The sequence below is a fragment of the Luteimonas fraxinea genome (assembly GCF_021233355.1).
Lineage (GTDB): Bacteria > Pseudomonadota > Gammaproteobacteria > Xanthomonadales > Xanthomonadaceae > Luteimonas > Luteimonas fraxinea.
Genome location: NZ_CP089507.1, coordinates 3,399,698 through 3,419,886 on the forward strand (window position 1 = coordinate 3,399,698; position 20,189 = coordinate 3,419,886).

Genomic DNA, 20,189 nt, shown 5'->3' on the forward strand with positions numbered 1-20,189 from the left:
CTCGGCGGCGGCTGGAAGCCATTACAATGCCGACCATGCCCGCGATCTCCCCGGCCGGTCAACCCGGCAGCGCCCGCAACTGGTTCGAGACTCCGGCCGGCCGCGCGATTCTCGACAGCGAGCACACGCTTGTCACCGACGCGCTGGGCTCGCATCCGGGTCTTCCGTGGCTGTGGTTGACTCCGACCGTGCCCGAGCTGCAGGTGGAAGGCCGCGGCCTGTGTCTGGTGCGGCAGGGCGATGGTCTGCATGGCCCGGTGCGCTGCGGCGTGCCCCTGCCACTGCCGAGTGAAGCCTTCGGTGCGGTCGTGCTGCAGCATGTGGTCGGCGGCCGTGGCGACGCGCTCGGCCTGCTCGCCGAGGCCGCGCGCGTCCTCGCGCCAGGCGGACACTTGTGGCTGCTGGTCCTCAATCCGCTCACGCCTTACCGCTGGCGGTGGCGCGGGACGGGCATCGCCAGTGCCGAACCGCTGACCTGGCGTCGTCGCATGCGCGATGCCGGCCTCGCGCCGGACGCGGTGTCGAACGGCATGGGCCCGAGCTGGCGCACCGAGGCCGCTACTGAATCCCAGAACGGCCCGGGTCTGCGCGCGGCCTACGCATTGCGCGGGCAGAAGCGGCATCTGCCGCTGACGCCGATGCGCAGCCGCCGCGCGATGCCGATGCCGTTGGCCGCTCCGGCGGCCTGATCCTCATTTTTTTTGCGGAACACCGATGAAGTCGATCGAGATCTACACCGATGGCGCGTGCCTCGGCAATCCCGGCCCCGGCGGCTGGGGCGCGTTGCTGCGCTACAAGGCCACCGAGCGCGAGTTGTCGGGTGGCGAGCCGCAGACCACCAACAACCGCATGGAACTGATGGGCGCGATCGCCGCGCTCGAAGCGCTGAGCGAGCCCTGCGAGATCGTGCTGCACACCGATTCCCAGTACGTGCGCCAGGGCATCACCGAGTGGATGCGCAACTGGATCAAGCGGGGCTGGAAAACCGCCGGCGGCGGCGCGGTCAAGAACCAGGATCTGTGGCAGCGGCTGCAGGTCGCCTGCGAGCGCCACCAGATCGACTGGCGCTGGGTGAAGGGCCATTCCGGCCATCCCGAGAACGAGCGCGTCGATGCGCTCGCCAGTGCCGCCGCGCGCGAACAGCGCACCGCCGCAGCCTGAGAAGAGGACACGCATGCGCCAGATCGTGCTCGACACCGAAACCACCGGCCTGGAATGGAAGAAAGGCAACCGCGTCGTCGAAATCGGCTGCGTGGAACTGGTCGAGCGCCGCCCGACCGGTCGCACCTATCACCAGTACATCAAGCCCGACCGCGACTTCGAACAGGGCGCGGCCGAGGTCACCGGCCTGAGTCTGGAGTTCCTCGCCGACAAGCCGCCGTTCGCCGACATCGCTGACGCGTTTCTGGAGTTCATCGAAGGCGCCGAACTGATCATCCACAACGCGGCCTTCGACGTCGGCTTCCTCGACAACGAACTCTCGCTGCTGGGCCCGGACTACGGAAATCTGCGCCAGCGGGTGACGGTGGAGGATTCGCTGCTGCTCGCGCGCCAGCGCTACCCGGGGCAGCGCAATTCGCTCGATGCGCTGTGCCGTCGCCTCGGCGTCGACAACGCGCATCGTCAGTTGCACGGCGCGCTGCTCGATGCCCAGTTGTTGGCCGAGGTGTATCTCGCACTCACCGCAGGGCAGCACGAGATCGGTTTCGGCGCAGCGGTCGAGCCCGAGCGCAACACGCGCCACATCGTGCTCTCGCAGCCTGCCGGCGCGCGGCCGGTGCTGAGGGTGCAGGCCGAGGAGCTCGCCGCGCATGCAGCGCGGATTGAATCGATCCGCAAGAAGGCGGGCGTATGCCTGTGGGAACCCGTGGGCGTGCCGGCAGAACTGGAACCGGCCTGAAATCAGCGCCGGCGCTCAGTGCCGGCGGATCAGGATCACGGTGACGTTGTCAGAGCCGCCGCCATCGAGTGCAGCGGCCACCAGTCCATCGACGCATTCCTGCGCGCTGCATTCCAGATGCGCCAGCACGCGCGAGATCGCGCGGTCGTCGACTTCCTCGGTCAGGCCATCGCTGCACAGCAGCAGCTGGGTGCCGGGGCTCAGCTCGCCTGACAGGGTCTCGACGTTGAGCGTCTGCGGATCGGTGACGCCCAGCGCTTGGGTCACCACATTGCGATGCGGATGGCTGCGCGCCTGGTCGATGCTGATCGCGCCCTGGGCGATGAGCTCCTGCACGTAGCTGTGGTCCTGCGACAGCTGCGCGAGCTTGTTGTCGCGCCACAGATAGACCCGGCTGTCGCCGACCCACGCTACCTCGAATCGATTGCCGGTCACCCGCGCGGCTACGACCGTGGTGCCCATCGGCAGGCTGTCGTTGCGTCGGCGCGAGGCACGGATGATCTCCTCGTCGGCGATGCGGATCGCCTGCGGCAACGCGGTGCCCTGACGGATCTCGCGGACGATGGTCTCGCGGGCGAGCGCGCTGGCGACTTCGCCGTACTCGTGACCGCCCATGCCATCGGCGATCAGCCACAGCCCGAGCTCGCTGTCGCCGTAATAGGTGTCCTCGTTGAGGTCACGCCGCAGGCCCACATGCGTCAGGTGGCCGAACTCGATCATGCGTGTCCCCTGGCGAAGCCGGAACGGGGTGTCTGTAGCCGACAACGCGACGGTTCCCCGGGTGCGGCCAAGACGGGTCGGCAGATGGCGCGAGACACGATACGGAGCGTCCGGAACGGGGAGGAGAGGCGCATTCGGTATTGTGACGGTGGACCCGTTCGGGAGCATAGGGCAAGCGTCGTGCACGTGGTGCATTGCGTGGGGTGATCGATGCGCGTCGAGTCAGAGACGCCATCCCAGCGGACGTTGGAGGCGCCTCTCAGCAGTCGGATGGCGGGTCGGCCATTTTGATCTCGGCTATCGAATCGATGATGCGCGAGGTTGCGCGGATGTTCGGGCGCTCCGATGAAGCGGCGCTTCGCGTCTGTCAGTTGTTGCGCGCTCGTCTACCGGGGGATCGACTCGGCCCATCCATGGGCCTCGTCCCTTCGGGGGAAGTCTGCGGCTGTCCGGATCGGCAATCCTGCCGATCCGTCGAATCCGCGGGGGGTTCTCATCCGCCGCTCTGCGCCAGAAACGCAAAACGCCCCTTCCGGGGCGTTGCGAATCTGGCGGAGAGGGGGGGATTCGAACCCCCGAGGCGCTATAAACGCCTGCCTGATTTCGAGTCAGGTACATTCAACCGCTCTGCCACCTCTCCAGATGGTCCCCGAGCGCCTCGCGGCGTCCGGGGGCGCAATCATACGGGCGCTCCGCGTGGGCGACAAGCGTGGCGTTACACTGGCCGGCCCGTTCACCTCCACGGCGCTGTCCATGTCCGAAATCACCGTCCCCGTCTCGTTCGGCGAACTCCTCGACAAGCTCTCGATCCTGCAGATCAAGTCCGAGCGGATGGACGATCCCGCGAAGCTTGCCAACGTGCGCACCGAGCTGAGTGCGCTGGAACAGACGTGGATGGCGCACCCGGCCGCGGGCCACGACATCGTGCGGCTGCGCGCGGACCTCAAGGCGGTCAACGAGCGCTTGTGGGACATCGAGGACGCGGTGCGGGTCAAGGAGCGGGCCGGCGAGTTCGGCGACGATTTCGTACAGCTGGCGCGCAGCGTGTATCTCGAGAACGACGAGCGCGCGCGGATCAAGAAGGCGATCAATCTCGCGCTGGGTTCGGCCTACGTCGAAGAGAAGTCCTACGCCGACTACCGGGCTGGCAAGACCGCGCCCTGAGGCTCAGTCGGCGGCCGCCACGTCCGCGCGCCGCGCCTTCTGTTCGATGTATTCGTCCATGCGGCTGAGCAGCCGCCACCATTCGCTGCCGTCGTCGCGATAGGTGCGCACCGCGCCGGCGCGCACCAGGATGCGCCGCAGTTCGTCGTCCTCGAAGCCGCCCAGATGCTTGCGCAGCACGTCGAAGGAGCGATCGGTGTAGCCGCGATGGCCGAGGAAATGCCGGGCGGTGTCCTCGGCCGCGAATTCGGTCTTGTGTTCGGTGCGCAGACGTTCGAGCTGCTGCGCGTGCAACTGCCGGTTGAGCAGGAAACTGACCCCGCCGCCGACGATCGCGCCGACGAGGGTGGCGAGCAGGCCGGCGACGATGGGATCCATCAGGTGCGCTCCAGGTCGGCGCGGCGGCATTCGAAAGCGTCGATCGCGTCGTCCACGGTGACCAGCGCCATCACGTCGTCGAATTCGATCTTCGTGCCCCACTTGAGATCCGCGGCCGGCTTGCCGAGGAACTTGCGGGCGGCGTCGTCATAGCGATCCACGCAGAAGCGGCGGTCGGAGTACGGGCCGCTGCGTTCGGGATTGCTGGCCGCGTGCAGGCCCAGCACCTTGGTGCCCATCGCATTGGCGATGTGCATCGGACCGGAGTCGGGCGTGACCAGCAGCTGAGCGCGCGACAGCAGGGCAGGCAACTGCTTGAGCGTGTCCTTGCCGACCAGATCGAGGGCGTCATTGCGCATCGCCGCGATGATGGCGTCGGTGGTCTTCCGCTCCAGATCGCTGCGACCCCCGCACAACACGATGCGCCAGCCGGCATCGGCGGCGTGATCGGCGAGCGCGGCGTAGCGATCCGGGTACCAGTTACGACGCACATGGCTGGAGCACGGCGAGATCATCAGCACCGGGCGGCCATCGTCCGGCCACTGCGCGCGCGCCCAATCGAAGGCGTCGGCTGGCACCGGCATGTCGCGCCAGTCCACGTCGTCCTGCCGGAGCCCGAGCGGTTCGCAGAAACTGCCCAGCGCGTCGAGCACATGGATGCCCTGGCGATCGGCAATGCGTGTGTTGATGAAGAGCCCATGCAGATCCTTGGAGCGCGCAGCGTCATAGCCCACGCGGACGCGCGCGGGAATGAACGCCGACAGCAGGTTCGCGCGCGCGGCGACCTGCATCTGCAGCAGGGCATCGAAACGTCCAGCCGGGCCCAGGCGCGCTTTCAACTCGCGGCGCAGCGCGCGCATGCCGGCGATGCCGGTCTTCTTGTCGTAGACCACGAAGTCGACGCCCGCCAGGCCTTCGAGCAGCCGGTGTTCGCCCTTGCCGATCACCCAGGTCAGCGCGACGTCCGGCCAGGCCGCGCGCAGGGTGCGGATCAGCGGCAGCACGTGGGTGACGTCGCCCAGCGCGGAGAGGCGCAACAGGCAGATCGAACGCGGCCGCGCGAGCGAGCTGGAGGTCATTGTCGAGGAGTCGGAACCGGGCAGGGCAGGCGTCAAGGCTTGATAGACTCGCTTTGATGAGCAGATTCGATCCCGCCGAAAGCCTGACGCCGATACCGGCGGGCGATCGCGCGAGCGGACAGGCGGGCACGTGCGGAGCCATTCTGTTCGACGGCACGCAGCTGCGGCAAGCCGACCCGCGCTGGTTCGATCCCGAGGCTTGGGGCGAGCGCGCGCAGCGCGTCGACGGCAGTGGCCGCGGCGGTGCCTGGTTCATCGATGCCTCGCACGGGCCTTGCGTGCTGCGGCAGTACCTGCGCGGCGGCATGGTCGGGCGTTTCAACCGCGACCAGCATCTGTGGCGCGGCACGCAGCACGTGCGCAGCTTCGTGGAATTCCGTCTGCTGCGTGAACTGCTGCGACGCGATCTGCCGGTGCCGCAGCCGATCGCCGCGAGCTATCTGAGGCGTGGACTTTCCTATCGCGCCTGGATCCTGATGGAGCGGATCCCCGACGTGCGCTCGCTGGCCGATCAAATGGCCGACTTACCCGCAGATGCGCCGCTGGAACAGACCGGGCGTCTGATCGCACGCTTCCATCGTGCCGGTCTGGACCATGCCGATCTCAACGCGCACAACATCCTGTTCGACGGCGTCGGCAAGGGCTGGTTGATCGATCTCGACCGCGGCGCGCTGCGCATTCCCGAAACCCGCTGGCGCGAACAGAATCTTGCGCGCCTCAAGCGCTCATTGCTAAAGCTGCGTGGCGCGCGACCGGAGGCGGACGTCGAACAGGATTTCGCGCGGCTGCGCCGCTCCTACGACGCGCTGTGGAGCCGGGGCACCTGATGGTGGGCGGTGACGACTGGGCGCTGCGGTTCCAGGGCGTGGGCAACGCGTCGGCGGTGGCGCTCGGCTCGCCGATGGCCACGATCGAATGCGACGGCGCGCCCTGGCTGACGATCGACTGCGGCGCCGAAGGCCTGACCGCGTATCTCGATCACTACGGCGAAGCGCCGCGCGCGCTGTTCGTCACCCACGTGCACCTGGATCATGTCGCCGGCTTCGAGCGTCTGTTCGTTGACCGCTACTTCGATCCCGCGCGCCGCGGCCGCCTGCCGATCTACGTGCCGGCGCCGGTGGTGCCGCTGCTGCACAAGCGGGTGGGCGACTATCCGAACGTGCTGGCCGAAGGCGGCGCGAACTTCTGGGATGCCTTCCAGCTGATTCCGGTCGGTGATGCGTTCTGGCACGACGGTGTGCGTTTGGAGGTGTTCCCGGTGCGCCACCACTGGCCGGAAACCGCGTACGGCCTGCGTCTGCCGGGCAGCCTGGTGTGGAGCGGCGACACGCGGCCGATTCCCGAGATGCTGGCGCGCTTTGCCGATCGCGACGAGCTCGTCGCCCACGACTGCGGCCTGTACGGCAACCCTTCGCACAGCGGCATCGACGATCTGGAGCGCGAGTATCCGCGCGACCTGCTGGCGCGCTGCGTGCTGTATCACTACGCGTCCGAAGCCGACGGCGCGGCGCTGGAAGCGCGCGGGCAGCGGATCGCCCGCCCTGGCGCCCGTTTCGCGCTGCGTCCACCGCGCGTGGCGCAGGCTCCACTCGTATGAGCGCCCTGCCACATCTGCCCCAGGCGCCCCTCGACCGGCTTGGACGTCCGCTGCACGACCTGCGTCTGTCGGTGATCGAAGCCTGCAATTTCCGTTGCGGATACTGCATGCCGGCCGATCGCGTGCCCGATGATTACGGCTTCGACCAGGCCGGGCGGCTGTCCTTCGACGAGATCGAAACTCTGGTGCGCGGCTTCGCGCGACTGGGCATGCACAAGCTGCGCCTGACCGGCGGCGAGCCGCTGCTGCGCAAGAACCTGCCGGCGCTGGTCGAACGCCTGGCCAAGGTGCCGGGCATCACCGACCTGGCGATGACGACGAACGCGTCGCTGCTGGCGCGCCATGCGCAGGCCCTGCGTGATGCCGGCCTGCAGCGGCTGACCATCAGTCTCGACGCGCTCGATCCGGATCTGTTCCGCACGCTGTCGGGCGGACGCGGCGAGATCGGCGACGTGCTCGCCGGCATCGCTGCCGCCGAGCGCGCGGGATTCCCGGCGATCAAGTTCAACTGCGTCGTCCAGCGCGGCGTCAACGACCACGAAGTCGAACGCATGGCCGCGCATTTCCGCGGCAGCGGCCATGTGCTGCGTTTCATCGAGTATATGGACGTGGGCACCTGCAACGGCTGGGATCGCGCGCGGGTGGTGCCGTCGCGTGAGCTGCATGCCCGCATCGACGCCCGCTGGCCGCTGCGCGCGCTGGATGCGAACTACCGCGGCGAAGTGGCCGAGCGGCACGCCTTCATCGACGGCGCCGGCGAGATCGGCTTCATCAGTTCGGTCACCGCGCCGTTCTGCGGCGATTGCCAGCGTGCCCGCGTCTCGGCCGACGGCAGCCTCTACACCTGCCTGTTCTCCGGCAGCGGCCAGCCGATGCGCAGCTGGCTCGGCGATGGCGAGGCGGCGTTCTCCTCGCGGCTTGCCGACCTGTGGTCGCGCCGCGCTGACCGCTACAGCGAACTGCGCGGCAGCGTGCGTGCGCCGCGCAAGCACGTCGAGATGTTTCTGGTCGGCGGCTGAGCTTGTTCTGTCAGGGGCGCAAACATCTCCACTTCAGCCTTGATCGTCATTCCGGCGGAAGCCGGAATCCAGAGCCTCTACGCGGGTCTCGCCGAGTGCGGCCAGACTGAGCGAGGGTAGGCAAGTCGCTGGATTCCGGTTTTCGCCGGAATGACGGGAAGACCTTCAGGGCTGCCGTCTAGCCTTCCGGATTTCCGGTACTCGATCCGTGCATGTTTCGAATCGGATTTTCGTCATCGAACTCCAAGTGTCGCGAGCCACTTCAGACCGGCCCCGGTAACATCCGCTTTCCGCAGTCACGACGCAGGCGCATGGCCCGCACGAAACCCAAAGCGCCCGCAGCGCTGACCCATATCGATGCCGCCGGCCGTCCGACGATGGTCGACGTGTCCGCGAAAGCGACCACCGCGCGCGTCGCCAGCGCCGAATGCCGCGTGCGCTTTCCCGCGGATGTCGCCGCGCAGTTGCACGCCAATGGGTTGAAGAGCGCGAAGGGCGGCATCGTCGACACCGCGATCATCGCCGGCACGATGGCGGTCAAGCGCACACACGAGCTGATTCCGTTCTGTCACCCGCTGCCGATCGACGGCATCGCCATCGCCATCGACTGGCAAGGCGAACGCGAGCTGCGCATCGAATGCACGGTGAAGACCACGCACCGCACAGGCGTAGAGATGGAGGCGCTGACCGGCGCGACGATTGCGGCGCTCACCGTCTACGACATGTGCAAGGCGCTGTCGCACGCGATCGTGCTGGGCCCGGCAAAACTGGTCGGCAAGCGGGGCGGCAAGCGCGATGTCGGATCGATCGCGGGCGGTGCGCGATGAGCGACGTGCGCGTGCTGTATTTCGCCAGCCTGCGCGATGCCGCGGGGCAGGGCGAGGAAACCTGGACCACAGACGCGGCCGACTTGCGCACGCTGTACGCGGAACTGCGTGCGCGGCACGGCTTTGTGTTGCCGGTCGAGCGTCTGCGCGTCGCTGTCGATGGCACGTTCGCGCGCTGGGACGATGCGCTGCAGGCCGGCAGCGAGATTGCCTTCATTCCACCGGTCAGCGGAGGCTGAGCATGGACAGTCGTGAATTCTGGCTGGCGGATGCGCCGGTCGATCTGGCGCCGCTGCGCCGCCGCGTGCAGCACGATCGTGCAGGCGCGTTCGCGAGCTTCGAAGGCTGGGTGCGCGACCACAACGACGGGCGCCCTGTGCTCGGCCTGCGTTACGAGTCCTACGTGGCGCTCGCCGAGGCCGAAGGCGCGAAGGTCGTCGCCGAGGCGCGCGAACGGTTCGACCTGTGCGCGGCGCTGTGCGTGCACCGCATCGGCGACCTGGCGATCGGCGACATGGCCGTGTGGGTTGGCGTGACCGCCGCGCATCGCGGCGCGGCGTTCGACGCCTGCCGCTACATCATCGACGAGATCAAGGACCGGGTTCCGATCTGGAAACACGAGCGGTATGCCGATGGCGACGCCGGCTGGCTGCATCCCGAATCGACCCGCGGCGGTGATGCATGAGGCGGTTCGTGCTCGCCGCGGTGCTGGTCGCGGCCATGTGCAGCGCGCACGCCGCGCCGCGGCTGCTGGTCGGCAACAAGTCGGCCGATACCGTCTGGGCGCTCGATCGCGCGACGGGCGCACGTCTCGCGGAATACGCGACCGGCCCCGCGCCACACGAGATCGCAGTCTCGCGCGATGGCCGTACCGCTGTCGTTACCACCTACGGTCACCAGGACGCGCACCACGCGCTGTCCGTGATCGATCTCGTCGATGTCGGCACGCGCACGATCCACCTCGGCACGCACGGGCGGCCGCACGGACTGCAATTGCTTGCAAATGGCGATGCGCTGGTCACGACCGAAAGCAGCGGTGCGCTGCTGCGCGTCGACATCGCGCGCGGCGTGGTGGCAGGCGTCGCAGAGGTTGGCGATGGCATCGGTCATATGGTCGCGATCTCGAAGGACGGCGCGTTCGCGTACGTCAGCAAGATCCGCGCGGGCACCGTGGTGCGTGTGGATCTGGCGACCATGCGTGCGACCGCGGAGCGGCCAGCGGGCGCCGGCGCGGAAGGCATCGCGGTCGCGCCCGACGGGCGCGTGTGGGTCACCAATCGCGCCGACGACACCGTGACCGTGCATGACCCCGAGTCGCTCGACATCGTCGCGACGCTGCCGAGTGCGGGATTCCCGATCCGCGTTGTGTTCACGCCCGATGGCCGGCATGCGCTGGTCACCAACGCGACTGCCGCGACGCTGTCGGTGTTCGACGTCGCATCGCGCCGCGCGGTGGCGTCGGTCGCACTGGCGCCGTCGGATGCCGCGCTGCAGACGACGCTGCTCGGCAACGGGCCGTTGCCGATCGGTGCGATCGTGGATCCCGACGCGCCGCGCGCATATGTGGCGATCAGCGGTGCCGACCGGATTGCAGTGATCGATACGCGCGATTGGCAGGTTCTCGAATACTGGACGACCGGGCGCGAACCCGATGCGCTGGCGCTGGTGCCGGGCGAGGTCGCGCCTTGATCCGAGGTGCCGGCGTGCTGGTCTGCATCGCAGGCCTCGCAGGCTGTTCCTCAGCGCCGTCGATCGCACCGGTTCAGCCGCCGGATCCGCCACCGCAGGGCGCGGTTGGTGCATCGTTGATCGAGCCGGCGGCGGACACGCCGCGCATGGACCTGCAGCGCAACCGTCGTTTCATCCATCCCAATCTCGACATTCCCGCGGCAATGCCGGTCTATCCAGCGGACCAGTTGCCGCTGCGTCTCGCGCCGGTCGTGGTGTGCATCGATGCGGCCATCGACGCGACGGGCGCGGTATCCGCAGCTGCGCCGCGGACCGACGCAGATTGCGCGCCGCCAGCGGATATCGAAATCCCGGCATTCATCGATGCAGCGCTGGCCGCAATCGGCCAGTGGACCTACGCGCCAGCATTTCTGTGCGTGGCGCCCGCGACGTTCGAAGGCACCGATGCCTGCCAAGCGGACGATGTCATCGAAACCCCGACCGCCGTCCGCCTGTCCTATGCGTTCCGATTCAGCCAGCAGGCCGGCACGCCCGAGGTCGAGCGCATCGGTGCGCCGTGATGCCTCGAAGCGGATAGGCGAGTCGCCGCGGGCCTGCTAGACTCCGCGTCCCGTCGTCATGGCGGGGTCGGGCGCAAAGCCCGGCGCGTGTCTCCATGGTGGCCCCGTCGGCCCCTCGCGACGCTAGATCGAAAATCCCGCCAGGGCCGGAAGGCAGCAACGGTATCGGTCGATGCGGGCGCCGAGGTCAGTCGGCGGGGCCATCACCTTTTGTGGTACACGCCAGCGACGGTTTGCTTCGTTCTGCACGTCTGCGCTGCGGCGGATCGACATGAACCGATCCGCCATGTCGATGCTCAGCGCGTTTCGCGAGCACGCTCGAAGGTGATGATGCTGCGCGTCTCGCCTTTGTCGGCCCAGTTCGGCATGACCCGCCACGGGGTCAGCACCTGCAGACGATCGCCGTCGAGCTTGAACTGGCGACGCTGTTCGGTGCCGACCCATGCCGGGTTCCAGGCCACATCGACCGCGGTGATCCAGGTGTCACCTTCAATCCGGTAACGGCCGGTATAGGCGATCACGGTTTCCAGCAGACGCGCCTTCTCCTGCGCACTCTCGCCCGGCTCGCGGCCTTCGCCGGTCAGCACGAACCACACGCGGCCTTCAGGCGAGAACATCACGTAGCCGGTCGGCTGATCGCCCATCGGCGGAAAGGTCTCGCCGCCTTCCTTGACCTCGACTTCGTAGGACACGAGTCGCCAGCTGCCTTCGACGGGCGCGGGTGTCGCCGCGGTTGCAGTGGTCGCGGGCGTGTCCTGCGGGGTCGGGGGTGCAGTTTGGGCCATGGCGAATGTGGACAGCGGCAGTGCGATGGACATCAGCAGCGGGGCGACGAGACGGCGGGTCAGCATGGCGGATCTCCGGGTGGGATGCGATGCGGGCGTGCGCCGGATGCGGACTGGGAGCGCGGGCCCTTCGGTCGTGCAGCGATACCTCTTGATGCGTGAACATGTTGTTGGAGGGGAGGCGTCCGTGAATTCTTCAAAGGAATAGCCGTACGTGTCTCCGACCGAACGTGTGAGTACGCAAGCCGTCATCCCAGTGGACGCTGGGATCCATTTTGATCTTCGCTACGGTCGGAGATGGGGCGAACGATCTGTGCAACGAGCGGATTGCTCGGCCCATCCCTGGGCCTCACTCCTCCGGCGCAGTGCGCCTGCGGGGCCAGCCATTCGGCTGTCCGGATTCGCTCCCGGCGAATCCGAGGCTCGGCCCATCCATGGGTCTCGCCCCTCCGGCGCGATGCGCCTGCGGGGCCAGCCGTGCGGCTGTCCGGATTCGCTCCGGGCGAATCCGTCGAACCCGCGCGGGTTCTTTCACCCCCCTCTCTCCGCCAGAAACGCAAAACGCCCCACGAGGGGGCGTTTGCGTTTCTGGCGGAGAGAGGGGGATCCTCTAGAGATCCTGCCTAACCCGCTGAATTCCTTGACAAGCCACCAGCCGGAATGTGTCCCAGAGAGTGTCCCGACACCCTAACGTAGCCAAAGCACGAGACCAAGTCTTTTCTAAAGCTCCAATGCTTGCGGGACCGGCGCTGGCGAGGCGACTTCTGTCAACATCTGCGCGGGACACGGAGGCGAACGCGTCAACCTCGACCTTAAACGGAAAAGCGCGTGCAAAAGGAACTTGATCGATGGGTATCTTTCTACGCAAGAGCGTTCGAGTCGGGCCGTTTCGCTTCAATCTGTCTAAGGGAGGGGTGGGCGTCTCAGTCGGCATCAAGGGCCTGCGCCTCGGTGCGGGGCCTAGGGGCAACTATGTCCATATGGGGCGAGGCGGCGTTTACTACCGCGCGACGCTTCCGGCGCTTTCAGCGCAGCGCGGACCTCAACGTCCGCCCGCGCCGCGATCACCCTCGCTCGACTGGGTCGACGTGCCGGCAGGCACACACGGGCCCATGGTGGCGATCGACTCCGCGCTCGCGACGACGATTGTCGATTCGTCGTCAGCCGAACTTCTGGAAGAACTGAGCGCGAAGCAAAAGCGCGTTCGTAGGTGGCCTTGGGCCTTGGCGGCGTCGCTCGCCGCCTTGCTGATCCTGCTCATACGAGGTGCTCCGGACTGGGCACTTTGGGGCGCCGTCTTTGCCGGGGGGATCGTTACTGCCTGGGCCTGCTACACAGACCTTCTCAGAAAATCTGTGGTGCTTCTCTACGAACTCGACAGTGATGTCGAACGGGCACTCGACGCGTTCCACAGGGCAGCCGACGGCATCGCGGCGGCCGCTCGTGTGTGGCATATCTCTGCGCGCGCTCATGTGCACGACACGAAGTATCACGCGGGCGCCAGCGGCCTGATCAAGCGTAAAAGAACGCGCGTCTCCCGCGCGGCGCCGCCATATGTCAAGACCAACATCGAAACGGTCGCCATCGAAATCGGTGCTCAAACCCTCCACTTTTTCCCCGACCGCGTGTTGATCTACGACAGTTCCGGCGTGGGCGGCGTGTCATTTGGATCCCTGCGCCTCGAGGCGGGCCCTACCAGCTTCATCGAAGACGAGGGCGTGCCTTCTGACGCAACAATTACTGGCTACACGTGGCGGTTTGTAAACAAGCGCGGCGGACCTGACAAGCGGTTCAAGAACAATCATCAGATCCCGATCTGCGCATACGATCGCCTCGGCATTGCGAGCGCAACGGGGCTCAACGAGCTCCTTCACGTGTCCAAGCCCGGCGTAGCTGCTGCGTTTGCGACCCAGCTCCAGATGCTGTCGCGCGTGGTGAAAGCGTAGTGATCTAGCAGTCTCTGTTCTCTGTCTTCGTTGCTGTAGGCGAAGATTGGGCTCTTACCGGCCTCCACTCGAACCTCGGTTGCAAACCTTTGGCATTACTGATAAACGAGGGCTTGAGCGCCTGGTTTCGCAGACCTGTGGCGCGAGCTGAATCACGCGGGAGCCGGTTGCCTGATCAAGTCGGAAAGCCAGCCCAGAAGAACTTTGAAAAATTGCGTTAGGCGACACCGCAAGCACTCATTCTTCATCAGTCGAAAGGGAGGTTATGCATGGCAATCAAGCCCGGTCCCAAGCCGATCGCACCGTCCACCGGTGAGCCCGATAAAAGGCGGCGGGACAACAAAGACACACCTGGAAACACGCCCTCTCTCAAGCCGCACAAGCACAAGCCAAGCAAGTAGTTCGCTCAAAGCATAAGCGCGCAGGATGCGGTGTCGCCTAACGACCATGCTGCGTCCCCAACTCGCAGATCTCGCGTGATATCACCGGGGACGAAATGGATTTTGCGGCGCTCGATGTCGAGACGGCCAACGCTGACCTGGGAAGCATCTGCCAAGTCGGCGTGGCGTTTTTCCGTGATGGGCGACATGTCGACTCTTACTCGACGCTCGTCGATCCAGAGGACGAGTTCGATTCTTTCAATGTCGACATCCACGGGATCACCGAAGCTGATGTTCGCGGCGCGCCCACATGGCCGCAGATCGTCGGAGCACTCAGGCAGCGCCTCGACGAGAGCATCATTGCCTGTCATACCCCGTTTGACCAAGGTGCTGTCCGCCGAGCTTGTGAGCGCTATGACGTGAGCCTTCCCGTCTGGCAGTGGCTCGATACCGCGCGCGTCGTGCGGCGGGCATGGCCAGATCGTTTTGGCGCGCGTGGATATGGATTGCGCCCGGTATCTGCGTTTCTCGGCATTCGCTTCAAGCACCACGACGCGCTCGAAGACGCGCGCGCAGCTGGGGAGGTGCTCTGCCGCGCGAGCGAGGCGACAGGGCTGACGCTCGCCGACTGGCAGGGTCGCGTGCGGCGCCCGATCGATCTGAGCACCGAGGGGCACGTAACGCGCCTTGGCGACTGCGAGGGGCCGCTCTATGGGCAAATCGCGGTGTTCACTGGGTCCTTGGAGATCCCCCGGCGCCATGCCGCAGATCTTGCGGCGAAGGCAGGCTGCGACGTCGCAGCGAGCGTCAGCAAGAAGACGACGCTTCTGATCGTTGGGGATCAGGACGCGCGTAAGCTCGGTGGGAAGACCAAGAGCACCAAGCATTTGAAAACGGAAGCGCTCATCGCCGAGGGGCATGCAATCCGCGTGCTACGCGAATCCGATTTCAAGCAGATCGTGGAAACCCAAGCGATCTGTTGAGCCCCGCAGCGCGCCTAGCGAAGAAGTAGTTGATCGCCCAGCGCGAGATGCGCGAGTGTGGCTTTGCCGCCCATCATTTTCACCCCATCAGGTTCGGCGACTTCGATCGCTGCCAAGCGCGAAGCAGGCAGCCCGGTCCGGTCATAAGCGATCGCAACCAAGCCCGACTCAATGAACACGAGTACCGAAGCGCCGATCGGCACGCAGCGCTCGCCTCGGCGCTCAACACCGGCGTCCACAAGGACGACGTGGTAGCCGGACTGATAGAGGTCCGCGCCGACGTGCCAGCCCGCCTGTATTGCAGCGGCTGCAGAGGACGACGGTGCCCCGGGCTGCTCTCTCGAACAACCGCTTGCAGACGCCAACTGGCTGTTCTGCTTTGGGAGCGCCCGCGTTCCAACGAGCCGGATGGAGCCCTGGTTGCCGCTCTGCACGCGCGGAGGTGCCGCGCGAAGCGGGCGCGCTTCGGCCGGGGCCCGGGGGGCCTCTCGCGCGACCGGGACGGACGCTTGCGGCGCTGTAAATGTGCTATCGCCGACCGCGAGCGCGAGCAACAGCCCAACGATCACCACGCCCGAGACGAAAAGTGGCGCCCAGTCGGCAATGCTGCGGGGTGCCCAAGAAGCGGCGGCGAAGGGAGGCACGATCGACATGCTGGGATGCTAAGCCCGCCCCGCTCAGGCGCCAAGGTTTGCGACTAACATATCGCCTAGGACAGGGAGATCCGTTATGACGAACGAATTTGAGCAGATGCCCTTTGGCGCAGACACCTTCGCGGAGAACCCGGAAAACCGGTGCGCGTGCCTCTTGCTCCTCGACACCTCTATGTCGATGAACGGCCCGGCAATCCAGCAGCTCAACGAAGGGCTGTTGCAGTTTCGCGAAGAGCTCACCGCTGACTCGCTTGCCGCCAAGCGCGTTGAGGTGGGAATCGTGACTTTCGGCCCCGTGCAGACCATGACGGAGTTCGTAACAGCCGACAGCTTCTACCCGCCAACACTAGCGTGCACTGGGGATACGCCGATGGGCGCTGCGATCGAGCAGGGGCTCGAGATGCTGCGCCAGCGCAAAGAGATCTACAAGGCCAACGGCGTGTCTTACTACCGACCGTGGGTCTTTCTAATCACCGACGGCGCGCCGACCGATAATTGGAAGCGCGCAGCCGAGCTCGTGCGAGAGGGCGAGGCCACCAAGAACTTCCAGTTCTTTGCCGTGGGAGTGCAGGGCGCAGATATGGAAACTCTGCGTCAGATATCCGTTCGCGCGCCACTGAGTCTGCGCGGTCTGCAGTTCCGCGAGCTCTTTAGCTGGCTATCCAACTCCATGAGCGCGGTCTCGCGCTCCACACCTGGCGACGCCGTGCCCTTGCAAAATCCGGCTGTTCCAGAGGGATGGGCGACGGTTTAATGGACCTCCAGGCGTGGCGGCTCGCTGCCGCATCCGCGCTCGGAACGTCGCATGCCAAGACGGGGGCGCCCTGTCAGGACGCACACGGCTGGGCGCTCATCGGTGAGGATCCTATCTTGGTGCTGGTGGCCGCGGATGGCGCCGGCAGCGCCCGCTACTCTGACAGTGGCGCGCAGCTTGCCGCGGCGGAGCTTCTCGACTCGGTGCGCGGCTTCTTCGCAGATGGCCGCACTCTGGAAGAAATCACGCGTGAAACTGCGCAGGGCTGGCTTGGCAATGTGGTGGCGAGGATCAGCCACCGTGCCGAGGTGGACGGGTGCTCCGTTCGCGAATACGCCTGCACGCTGCTTGCGGCGATCATATCCCCAGACCATGCGTGCTTCTTGCAGGTTGGCGACGGCGCGATGGTGGTGCGTCCGCGCGGTGATGACTGGGCCTACATCTTCTGGCCGCAGCATGGCGAGTTCATCAATCAAACCGTTTTCGTAACTGACGCGGCCGCGGTCGATAGCGTTGAGTTCTCGTCTCAAGCAGGTCCCGTCGATGAAATTGCAGTGTTCACCGACGGCATCGAAGCGTTAGTGCTGCACTACGCCTCCCAGACCGTCCATGGTCCGTTCTTCGACCAGATGATCCAAGCGGTGAGGGCGTTGCCGTCGGACGGGTTCGACCACGGGCTGTCCGAGAAGCTCGATCGGTATCTGTCGTCGCCCGTCGTCTGCGAGCGGACGGATGATGACAAGACGCTTCTTTTGGCGAGTCGTTTGCCGGCACAGACGCCTGCGCTGCCCGAGGCCCCCTGAGTGACCACGCCCGACGTCCGCGGTAGCGCGGGCCGGGTGGCCCTCGGCGCACTTCTTGGAAAGGGTGGTGAGGGCGCGGTCTACGAAGTCAGCGGGCGCCCTGAGCTTGCTGCCAAGATCTACCTTGCGCCCGCGAGTGCTGAGCGGAGCGAAAAGCTTGCGGTGATGCCGAGCTTGCGCACACCGGTGATCAGTCAGCTCACTGCGTGGCCCATCGATATCCTCCGCCAGCCGGACGGGAAGGTGCGCGGGTTTTTGATGGAGAACCTGCGCGGCTCCAAGGACATCCACAAGCTTTACAGCCCCAAGAGCCGGCTGGCGGATTTTCCAAGCGCCGACTGGCGCATGGTGGTGCGCGCCGCGCTCAATACGGCTCGCGCATTTGCAGCGCTCCACCAAGCCGGGCACCTCGTGGGGGACGTCAATCACGGCGGGGTTCGCGTCGCGCCCGACGCGACCGTGCGGTTGATCGACACCGACAGCTTTCAGGTGTCGCATCAGGGCCGCGTGTTTCGATGCGAAGTCGGCGTTCAAGACTTCACGCCGCCTGAGCTGCAAGGAAAAGCCTTCGCGTCAATCACGCGCACTCCAAACCACGACAACTTTGGTCTGGCGGTTCTGATCTTTCAGATGCTGCTTAACGGGCGCCATCCATTCGCGGGGCGCTACAGCGGCCCTGGCGATATGCCGATCGAGAAGGCGATCCCTGGATTTCGCTATGCCTATGCGGCCAATGGCGCGACGCTGGGCATGCAGCCGCCCCCCTTTAGTGCGCCCGCAACGGCTGCCTCCACGCAAGTGGCACAGCTATGGGAGCGTGCGTTTGGGCAGGCGTCCACCGCACCGGGCGCGCGTCCATCCGCGCAGGATTGGATCAAAGCCCTCGAGGCGGTTGAGTCAAAGTTCGTTCGGTGCTCCGCGCATCCGGCGCATTACTACTTCGGCGCGCTCAGCGCATGCCCTTGGTGCCCGATCGAGCGGGCAGGCATCGCACTGTTTGGAATGCCCCTGGGCGCGACGCCGCCCGTGCAGAGCGGCCCTGCGAATGTCGACGCGATCTGGCGGGATATCGTGTCAATCGCGATCCCGACTTGGCCCGCGCCGCCGCAGGTGCCCGCTGCGGTTCCATCGCCCGCAATCGCAGCACTCGGAAAACGCAAAAGCGTTTGGCTAGGCACTGCATGGGCGGTTGCGCTCAGTATCATGTTCCTCGGCGTGCTCGTCAGTGTTGATCTGATCCTCTTGTGGGGGCTCTTGGGAGCGGGGCTTGGCGTATGGATCAACGCGCGCGGCCGCAGCGACGTATCGCCGATTGAAAATCGCTTTCGTCAGGCCAAGAGTCATTTTGAGGGGCTTTGCGTCCGCTGGCGGGAAGATCGCCTCGATGCTCAGTTTCGCGCCAAACGCCAAGCACTGGACGCGTTCAAAGGGGAGCTTGGTCAGCTGCAGCAAAAGCGAGATGCGCGCTACAGCCGCCTCGTCCAGGATCGCCAAACGCATGCGCTGCGTGCATATCTGGATCAGTTCGAAATCGAGAGTGCGTCGATCTCCGGGATCGGCGCCGCGAAGAAGGCGATGCTCGAGTCATTTGGCATCGAGACGGCAGCCGACGTAACCAAGCACGGCGTCATGAATGTGCCCGGTTTTGGACCGGCGCTTACGGAGAGGCTCTTGAAGTGGCGGCGTGGCCTTGAAGCGAGATTTCGCTTCAACGCGAGCGGAGGCGTCGACCCCCGGCTCGTCGCTGACCTTGATCGCAGCATCGCTACCCGCCGCGCTGAAATCATCAAGGAACTCCAGGCCGGTAGAGCGGAGCTTCAACAGATGAGGCATGTCGCCGTTGCCCAGCGTCAAGCGCTTGAGAACGCTATGCGCGAGGCGGTCCCGAAATACGCGCAGGCGCGCGCGGACGCGAAGGCGGTAGGAATTCGCGGCGCGTAATTTTCGGCCGCGCCGCATATCGAAAGCTCCGGATCAAAATCCATGGCGCCAATTGATTATCCATGTGGACGGCGCTGGTGTGATTGCGGATGATTGATGGCCCTCGACTGAGAGATGCGCATGCCTAAGTTTTCACTGCGGTTTGAGCGCTACCTCCAAGCGCAAAGCGTCGTGGAGATCGAAGCCGATTCGCTCGATGACGCGGTGGGCAAGGCGAGGGACATCGATATTTCCGGATTGGACAGGGAAGATCCCGACGCGGACTGCGCGACCGCCGCGCGCCTTTACTCCGTCGAGGCAGACGATGAAATACTCGCCCAGGTTACGTTCGCGCAGGACTACGGACAGTCGTGGACCAATGTCTGCCTGATCGCGCAGTGGGGGCGCGTGTTAGGTGCTCCGCAGTCGAGCGAAGAGATCCGCGCGTTCGCAGCTGCCGCCTCAGCGCACTATGGACAATTGCGGCCAGAAATTTCGGATGAGTTGCTGAGCGAGGTTGAGGCGAGCAGGCTGCGCGATACGACCCCTCAGGCTGCAAGTGACGCGCTGCCGATTCGCAAGCGTCTCTGACCCGCCCTAGTAGGGCGTCTTCGCCGCCGTAATGGCCTTCTCATCCAGACGCACCGTCGCGACGTCGCAGTGGAGCATCGCCAGCTGCCGCTCGCCTTGCTTGACACGGATTTCAGCATCGAGATCGACGTCGCCGCGCCAGAACCGCGTGGCTGAGACCACGTAGCGTGTGCTGCTGTTGTCGAAGTTCAATTCGATGATGTCCATTGCCGAGCCGCCGTCCGAGTGCCACACGAAGCGCTTGTTCGGGACCCGGACTGTCATCTCAGGCGCTGCATCCGGGCGGCCGAACGAGTAGCGGATGCTCTCAGGCGCCTGGCACACCTGAACGGTCTTCCCGCTCGTTGTTGTGCACGAGAAGACTTCTGTTTCGCCTGTGCTGCAGGCAAGCGCCAGCCCAGGCGACAACGCGATCGCGGCAGCAAACATGTAGATGCGCAT

At 65.8% G+C, this 20,189-nt stretch carries 24 protein-coding genes, 1 tRNA gene, 1 other RNA gene and 1 pseudogene; 20 read left to right on the forward strand and 7 right to left on the reverse strand.

Going from position 1 to position 20,189, the window contains the following annotated elements; translation table 11 throughout:
* The first annotated feature begins 35 nt into the window (after positions 1-35).
* Genes LU699_RS15335 through dnaQ form a run of 3 tightly spaced genes read left to right on the forward strand, consistent with a single transcriptional unit; the run spans position 36 to position 1,900 of the window.
* Positions 36-689 (forward strand): methyltransferase domain-containing protein, encoded by a 654-nt coding sequence (locus LU699_RS15335; protein WP_232135941.1) that lies wholly within the window; start codon positions 36-38, stop codon positions 687-689.
* Positions 690-714: 25 nt separating this feature from the next.
* A complete protein-coding gene (gene rnhA / locus LU699_RS15340; RefSeq protein ID WP_232135940.1) occupies positions 715-1,161 on the forward strand; it encodes a ribonuclease HI in 447 nt (148 codons plus the stop codon).
* 13 nt (positions 1,162-1,174) lie between these two features.
* A complete protein-coding gene (dnaQ, locus tag LU699_RS15345) occupies positions 1,175-1,900 on the forward strand; it encodes a DNA polymerase III subunit epsilon (RefSeq protein WP_232135939.1) in 726 nt (241 codons plus the stop codon).
* A 15-nt stretch (positions 1,901-1,915) separates the two neighbouring features.
* Here the strand turns inward: dnaQ and LU699_RS15350 are convergent, their stop codons facing one another.
* Both LU699_RS15350 and LU699_RS15355 read right to left on the reverse strand, forming a co-directional pair.
* Positions 1,916-2,620, reverse strand: a complete 705-nt coding sequence (locus LU699_RS15350) for a PP2C family protein-serine/threonine phosphatase (protein ID WP_232117634.1) — start codon at positions 2,618-2,620, stop codon at positions 1,916-1,918.
* A 549-nt stretch (positions 2,621-3,169) separates the two neighbouring features.
* Positions 3,170-3,260, reverse strand: a tRNA-Ser gene (locus LU699_RS15355).
* A 113-nt stretch (positions 3,261-3,373) separates the two neighbouring features.
* On the opposite strand from LU699_RS15355, the gene LU699_RS15360 reads away from it, so the two are divergent.
* A complete protein-coding gene (locus LU699_RS15360) occupies positions 3,374-3,784 on the forward strand; it encodes a DUF6165 family protein (RefSeq protein ID WP_232135937.1) in 411 nt (136 codons plus the stop codon).
* 3 nt (positions 3,785-3,787) lie between these two features.
* On the opposite strand, the gene LU699_RS15365 is transcribed toward LU699_RS15360, so the two are convergent.
* A complete protein-coding gene (locus tag LU699_RS15365) occupies positions 3,788-4,162 on the reverse strand; it encodes a hypothetical protein (protein WP_232135936.1) in 375 nt (124 codons plus the stop codon).
* Positions 4,162-5,241: a glycosyltransferase family 9 protein gene (locus tag LU699_RS15370; RefSeq protein ID WP_232135935.1), complete on the reverse strand. Its 1,080-nt coding sequence runs from the start codon at positions 5,239-5,241 to the stop codon at positions 4,162-4,164. The genes LU699_RS15365 and LU699_RS15370 overlap by 1 nt, the downstream gene beginning before the upstream one ends.
* A gap of 56 nt (positions 5,242-5,297) precedes the next feature.
* On the opposite strand from LU699_RS15370, the gene LU699_RS15375 reads away from it, so the two are divergent.
* From LU699_RS15375 to ffs, 9 genes are all read left to right on the forward strand, one after another.
* The gene (locus LU699_RS15375; RefSeq protein ID WP_232135934.1) at positions 5,298-6,068 is read left to right on the forward strand and encodes a 3-deoxy-D-manno-octulosonic acid kinase; all 771 of its coding nucleotides are present in this window, start codon (positions 5,298-5,300) and stop codon (positions 6,066-6,068) included.
* Complete coding sequence (locus LU699_RS15380) at positions 6,068-6,838, forward strand: MBL fold metallo-hydrolase (RefSeq protein WP_232135933.1); 771 nt, start codon at positions 6,068-6,070, stop codon at positions 6,836-6,838. The genes LU699_RS15375 and LU699_RS15380 overlap by 1 nt, the downstream gene beginning before the upstream one ends.
* Complete coding sequence (moaA, locus tag LU699_RS15385; protein WP_232580231.1) at positions 6,835-7,857, forward strand: GTP 3',8-cyclase MoaA; 1,023 nt, start codon at positions 6,835-6,837, stop codon at positions 7,855-7,857. The genes LU699_RS15380 and moaA overlap by 4 nt, the downstream gene beginning before the upstream one ends.
* A 311-nt stretch (positions 7,858-8,168) precedes the next feature.
* On the forward strand, positions 8,169-8,684 hold the full coding sequence (gene moaC / locus LU699_RS15390) for a cyclic pyranopterin monophosphate synthase MoaC (protein ID WP_232135931.1): 516 nt from the start codon (positions 8,169-8,171) through the stop codon (positions 8,682-8,684).
* Positions 8,681-8,923 carry a MoaD/ThiS family protein gene (locus LU699_RS15395; RefSeq protein ID WP_232135930.1) on the forward strand — a complete coding sequence of 81 codons (243 nt, stop codon included), beginning with the start codon at positions 8,681-8,683 and terminating at the stop codon, positions 8,921-8,923. The genes moaC and LU699_RS15395 overlap by 4 nt, the downstream gene beginning before the upstream one ends.
* 2 nt (positions 8,924-8,925) lie before the next feature.
* Positions 8,926-9,369, forward strand: coding sequence for a molybdenum cofactor biosynthesis protein MoaE (locus LU699_RS15400; protein WP_232135929.1), 444 nt, complete (start codon positions 8,926-8,928; stop codon positions 9,367-9,369).
* Positions 9,366-10,373 (forward strand): YVTN family beta-propeller repeat protein, encoded by a 1,008-nt coding sequence (locus LU699_RS15405; RefSeq protein ID WP_232135928.1) that lies wholly within the window; start codon positions 9,366-9,368, stop codon positions 10,371-10,373. The genes LU699_RS15400 and LU699_RS15405 overlap by 4 nt, the downstream gene beginning before the upstream one ends.
* The gene (locus tag LU699_RS15410; RefSeq protein WP_232135927.1) at positions 10,370-10,933 is read left to right on the forward strand and encodes a hypothetical protein; all 564 of its coding nucleotides are present in this window, start codon (positions 10,370-10,372) and stop codon (positions 10,931-10,933) included. The genes LU699_RS15405 and LU699_RS15410 overlap by 4 nt, the downstream gene beginning before the upstream one ends.
* A gap of 104 nt (positions 10,934-11,037) precedes the next feature.
* Positions 11,038-11,134, forward strand: an RNA gene (ffs, locus tag LU699_RS15415) — signal recognition particle sRNA small type.
* Positions 11,135-11,229: 95 nt separating this feature from the next.
* Here the strand turns inward: ffs and LU699_RS15420 are convergent.
* Positions 11,230-11,784: a lipocalin-like domain-containing protein gene (locus LU699_RS15420; RefSeq protein WP_232135924.1), complete on the reverse strand. Its 555-nt coding sequence runs from the start codon at positions 11,782-11,784 to the stop codon at positions 11,230-11,232.
* A 782-nt stretch (positions 11,785-12,566) separates the two neighbouring features.
* On the opposite strand from LU699_RS15420, the pseudogene LU699_RS15425 reads away from it, so the two are divergent.
* From LU699_RS15425 to LU699_RS15435, 3 genes and pseudogenes are all read left to right on the forward strand, one after another.
* Positions 12,567-12,713, forward strand: a pseudogene (locus LU699_RS15425) (DUF4236 domain-containing protein); the annotation flags it as partial.
* A gap of 117 nt (positions 12,714-12,830) precedes the next feature.
* Entirely contained in the window at positions 12,831-13,664 is an 834-nt protein-coding gene (locus tag LU699_RS15430) for a hypothetical protein (protein ID WP_232580565.1), read from the forward strand.
* A 496-nt stretch (positions 13,665-14,160) separates the two neighbouring features.
* On the forward strand, positions 14,161-15,027 hold the full coding sequence (locus LU699_RS15435) for an exonuclease domain-containing protein (RefSeq protein ID WP_232580232.1): 867 nt from the start codon (positions 14,161-14,163) through the stop codon (positions 15,025-15,027).
* Between the two features lie 14 nt (positions 15,028-15,041).
* On the opposite strand, the gene LU699_RS15440 is transcribed toward LU699_RS15435, so the two are convergent.
* Positions 15,042-15,680, reverse strand: coding sequence for a hypothetical protein (locus LU699_RS15440; protein WP_232580233.1), 639 nt, complete (start codon positions 15,678-15,680; stop codon positions 15,042-15,044).
* Positions 15,681-15,756: 76 nt separating this feature from the next.
* Between LU699_RS15440 and LU699_RS15445 the strand changes: the two genes are divergently transcribed.
* From LU699_RS15445 to LU699_RS15460, 4 genes are all read left to right on the forward strand, one after another.
* Complete coding sequence (locus LU699_RS15445; RefSeq protein ID WP_232580234.1) at positions 15,757-16,434, forward strand: vWA domain-containing protein; 678 nt, start codon at positions 15,757-15,759, stop codon at positions 16,432-16,434.
* Positions 16,434-17,237 carry a PP2C family serine/threonine-protein phosphatase gene (locus LU699_RS15450; protein ID WP_232580235.1) on the forward strand — a complete coding sequence of 268 codons (804 nt, stop codon included), beginning with the start codon at positions 16,434-16,436 and terminating at the stop codon, positions 17,235-17,237. Before LU699_RS15445 ends, LU699_RS15450 begins: the two co-directional genes overlap by 1 nt.
* The gene (locus tag LU699_RS15455; RefSeq protein WP_232580236.1) at positions 17,238-19,178 is read left to right on the forward strand and encodes a helix-hairpin-helix domain-containing protein; all 1,941 of its coding nucleotides are present in this window, start codon (positions 17,238-17,240) and stop codon (positions 19,176-19,178) included.
* Between the two features lie 120 nt (positions 19,179-19,298).
* A complete protein-coding gene (locus tag LU699_RS15460) occupies positions 19,299-19,748 on the forward strand; it encodes a hypothetical protein (RefSeq protein WP_232580237.1) in 450 nt (149 codons plus the stop codon).
* A 6-nt stretch (positions 19,749-19,754) separates the two neighbouring features.
* On the opposite strand, the gene LU699_RS15465 is transcribed toward LU699_RS15460, so the two are convergent.
* On the reverse strand, positions 19,755-20,189 hold the full coding sequence (locus LU699_RS15465; protein WP_232580238.1) for a hypothetical protein: 435 nt from the start codon (positions 20,187-20,189) through the stop codon (positions 19,755-19,757).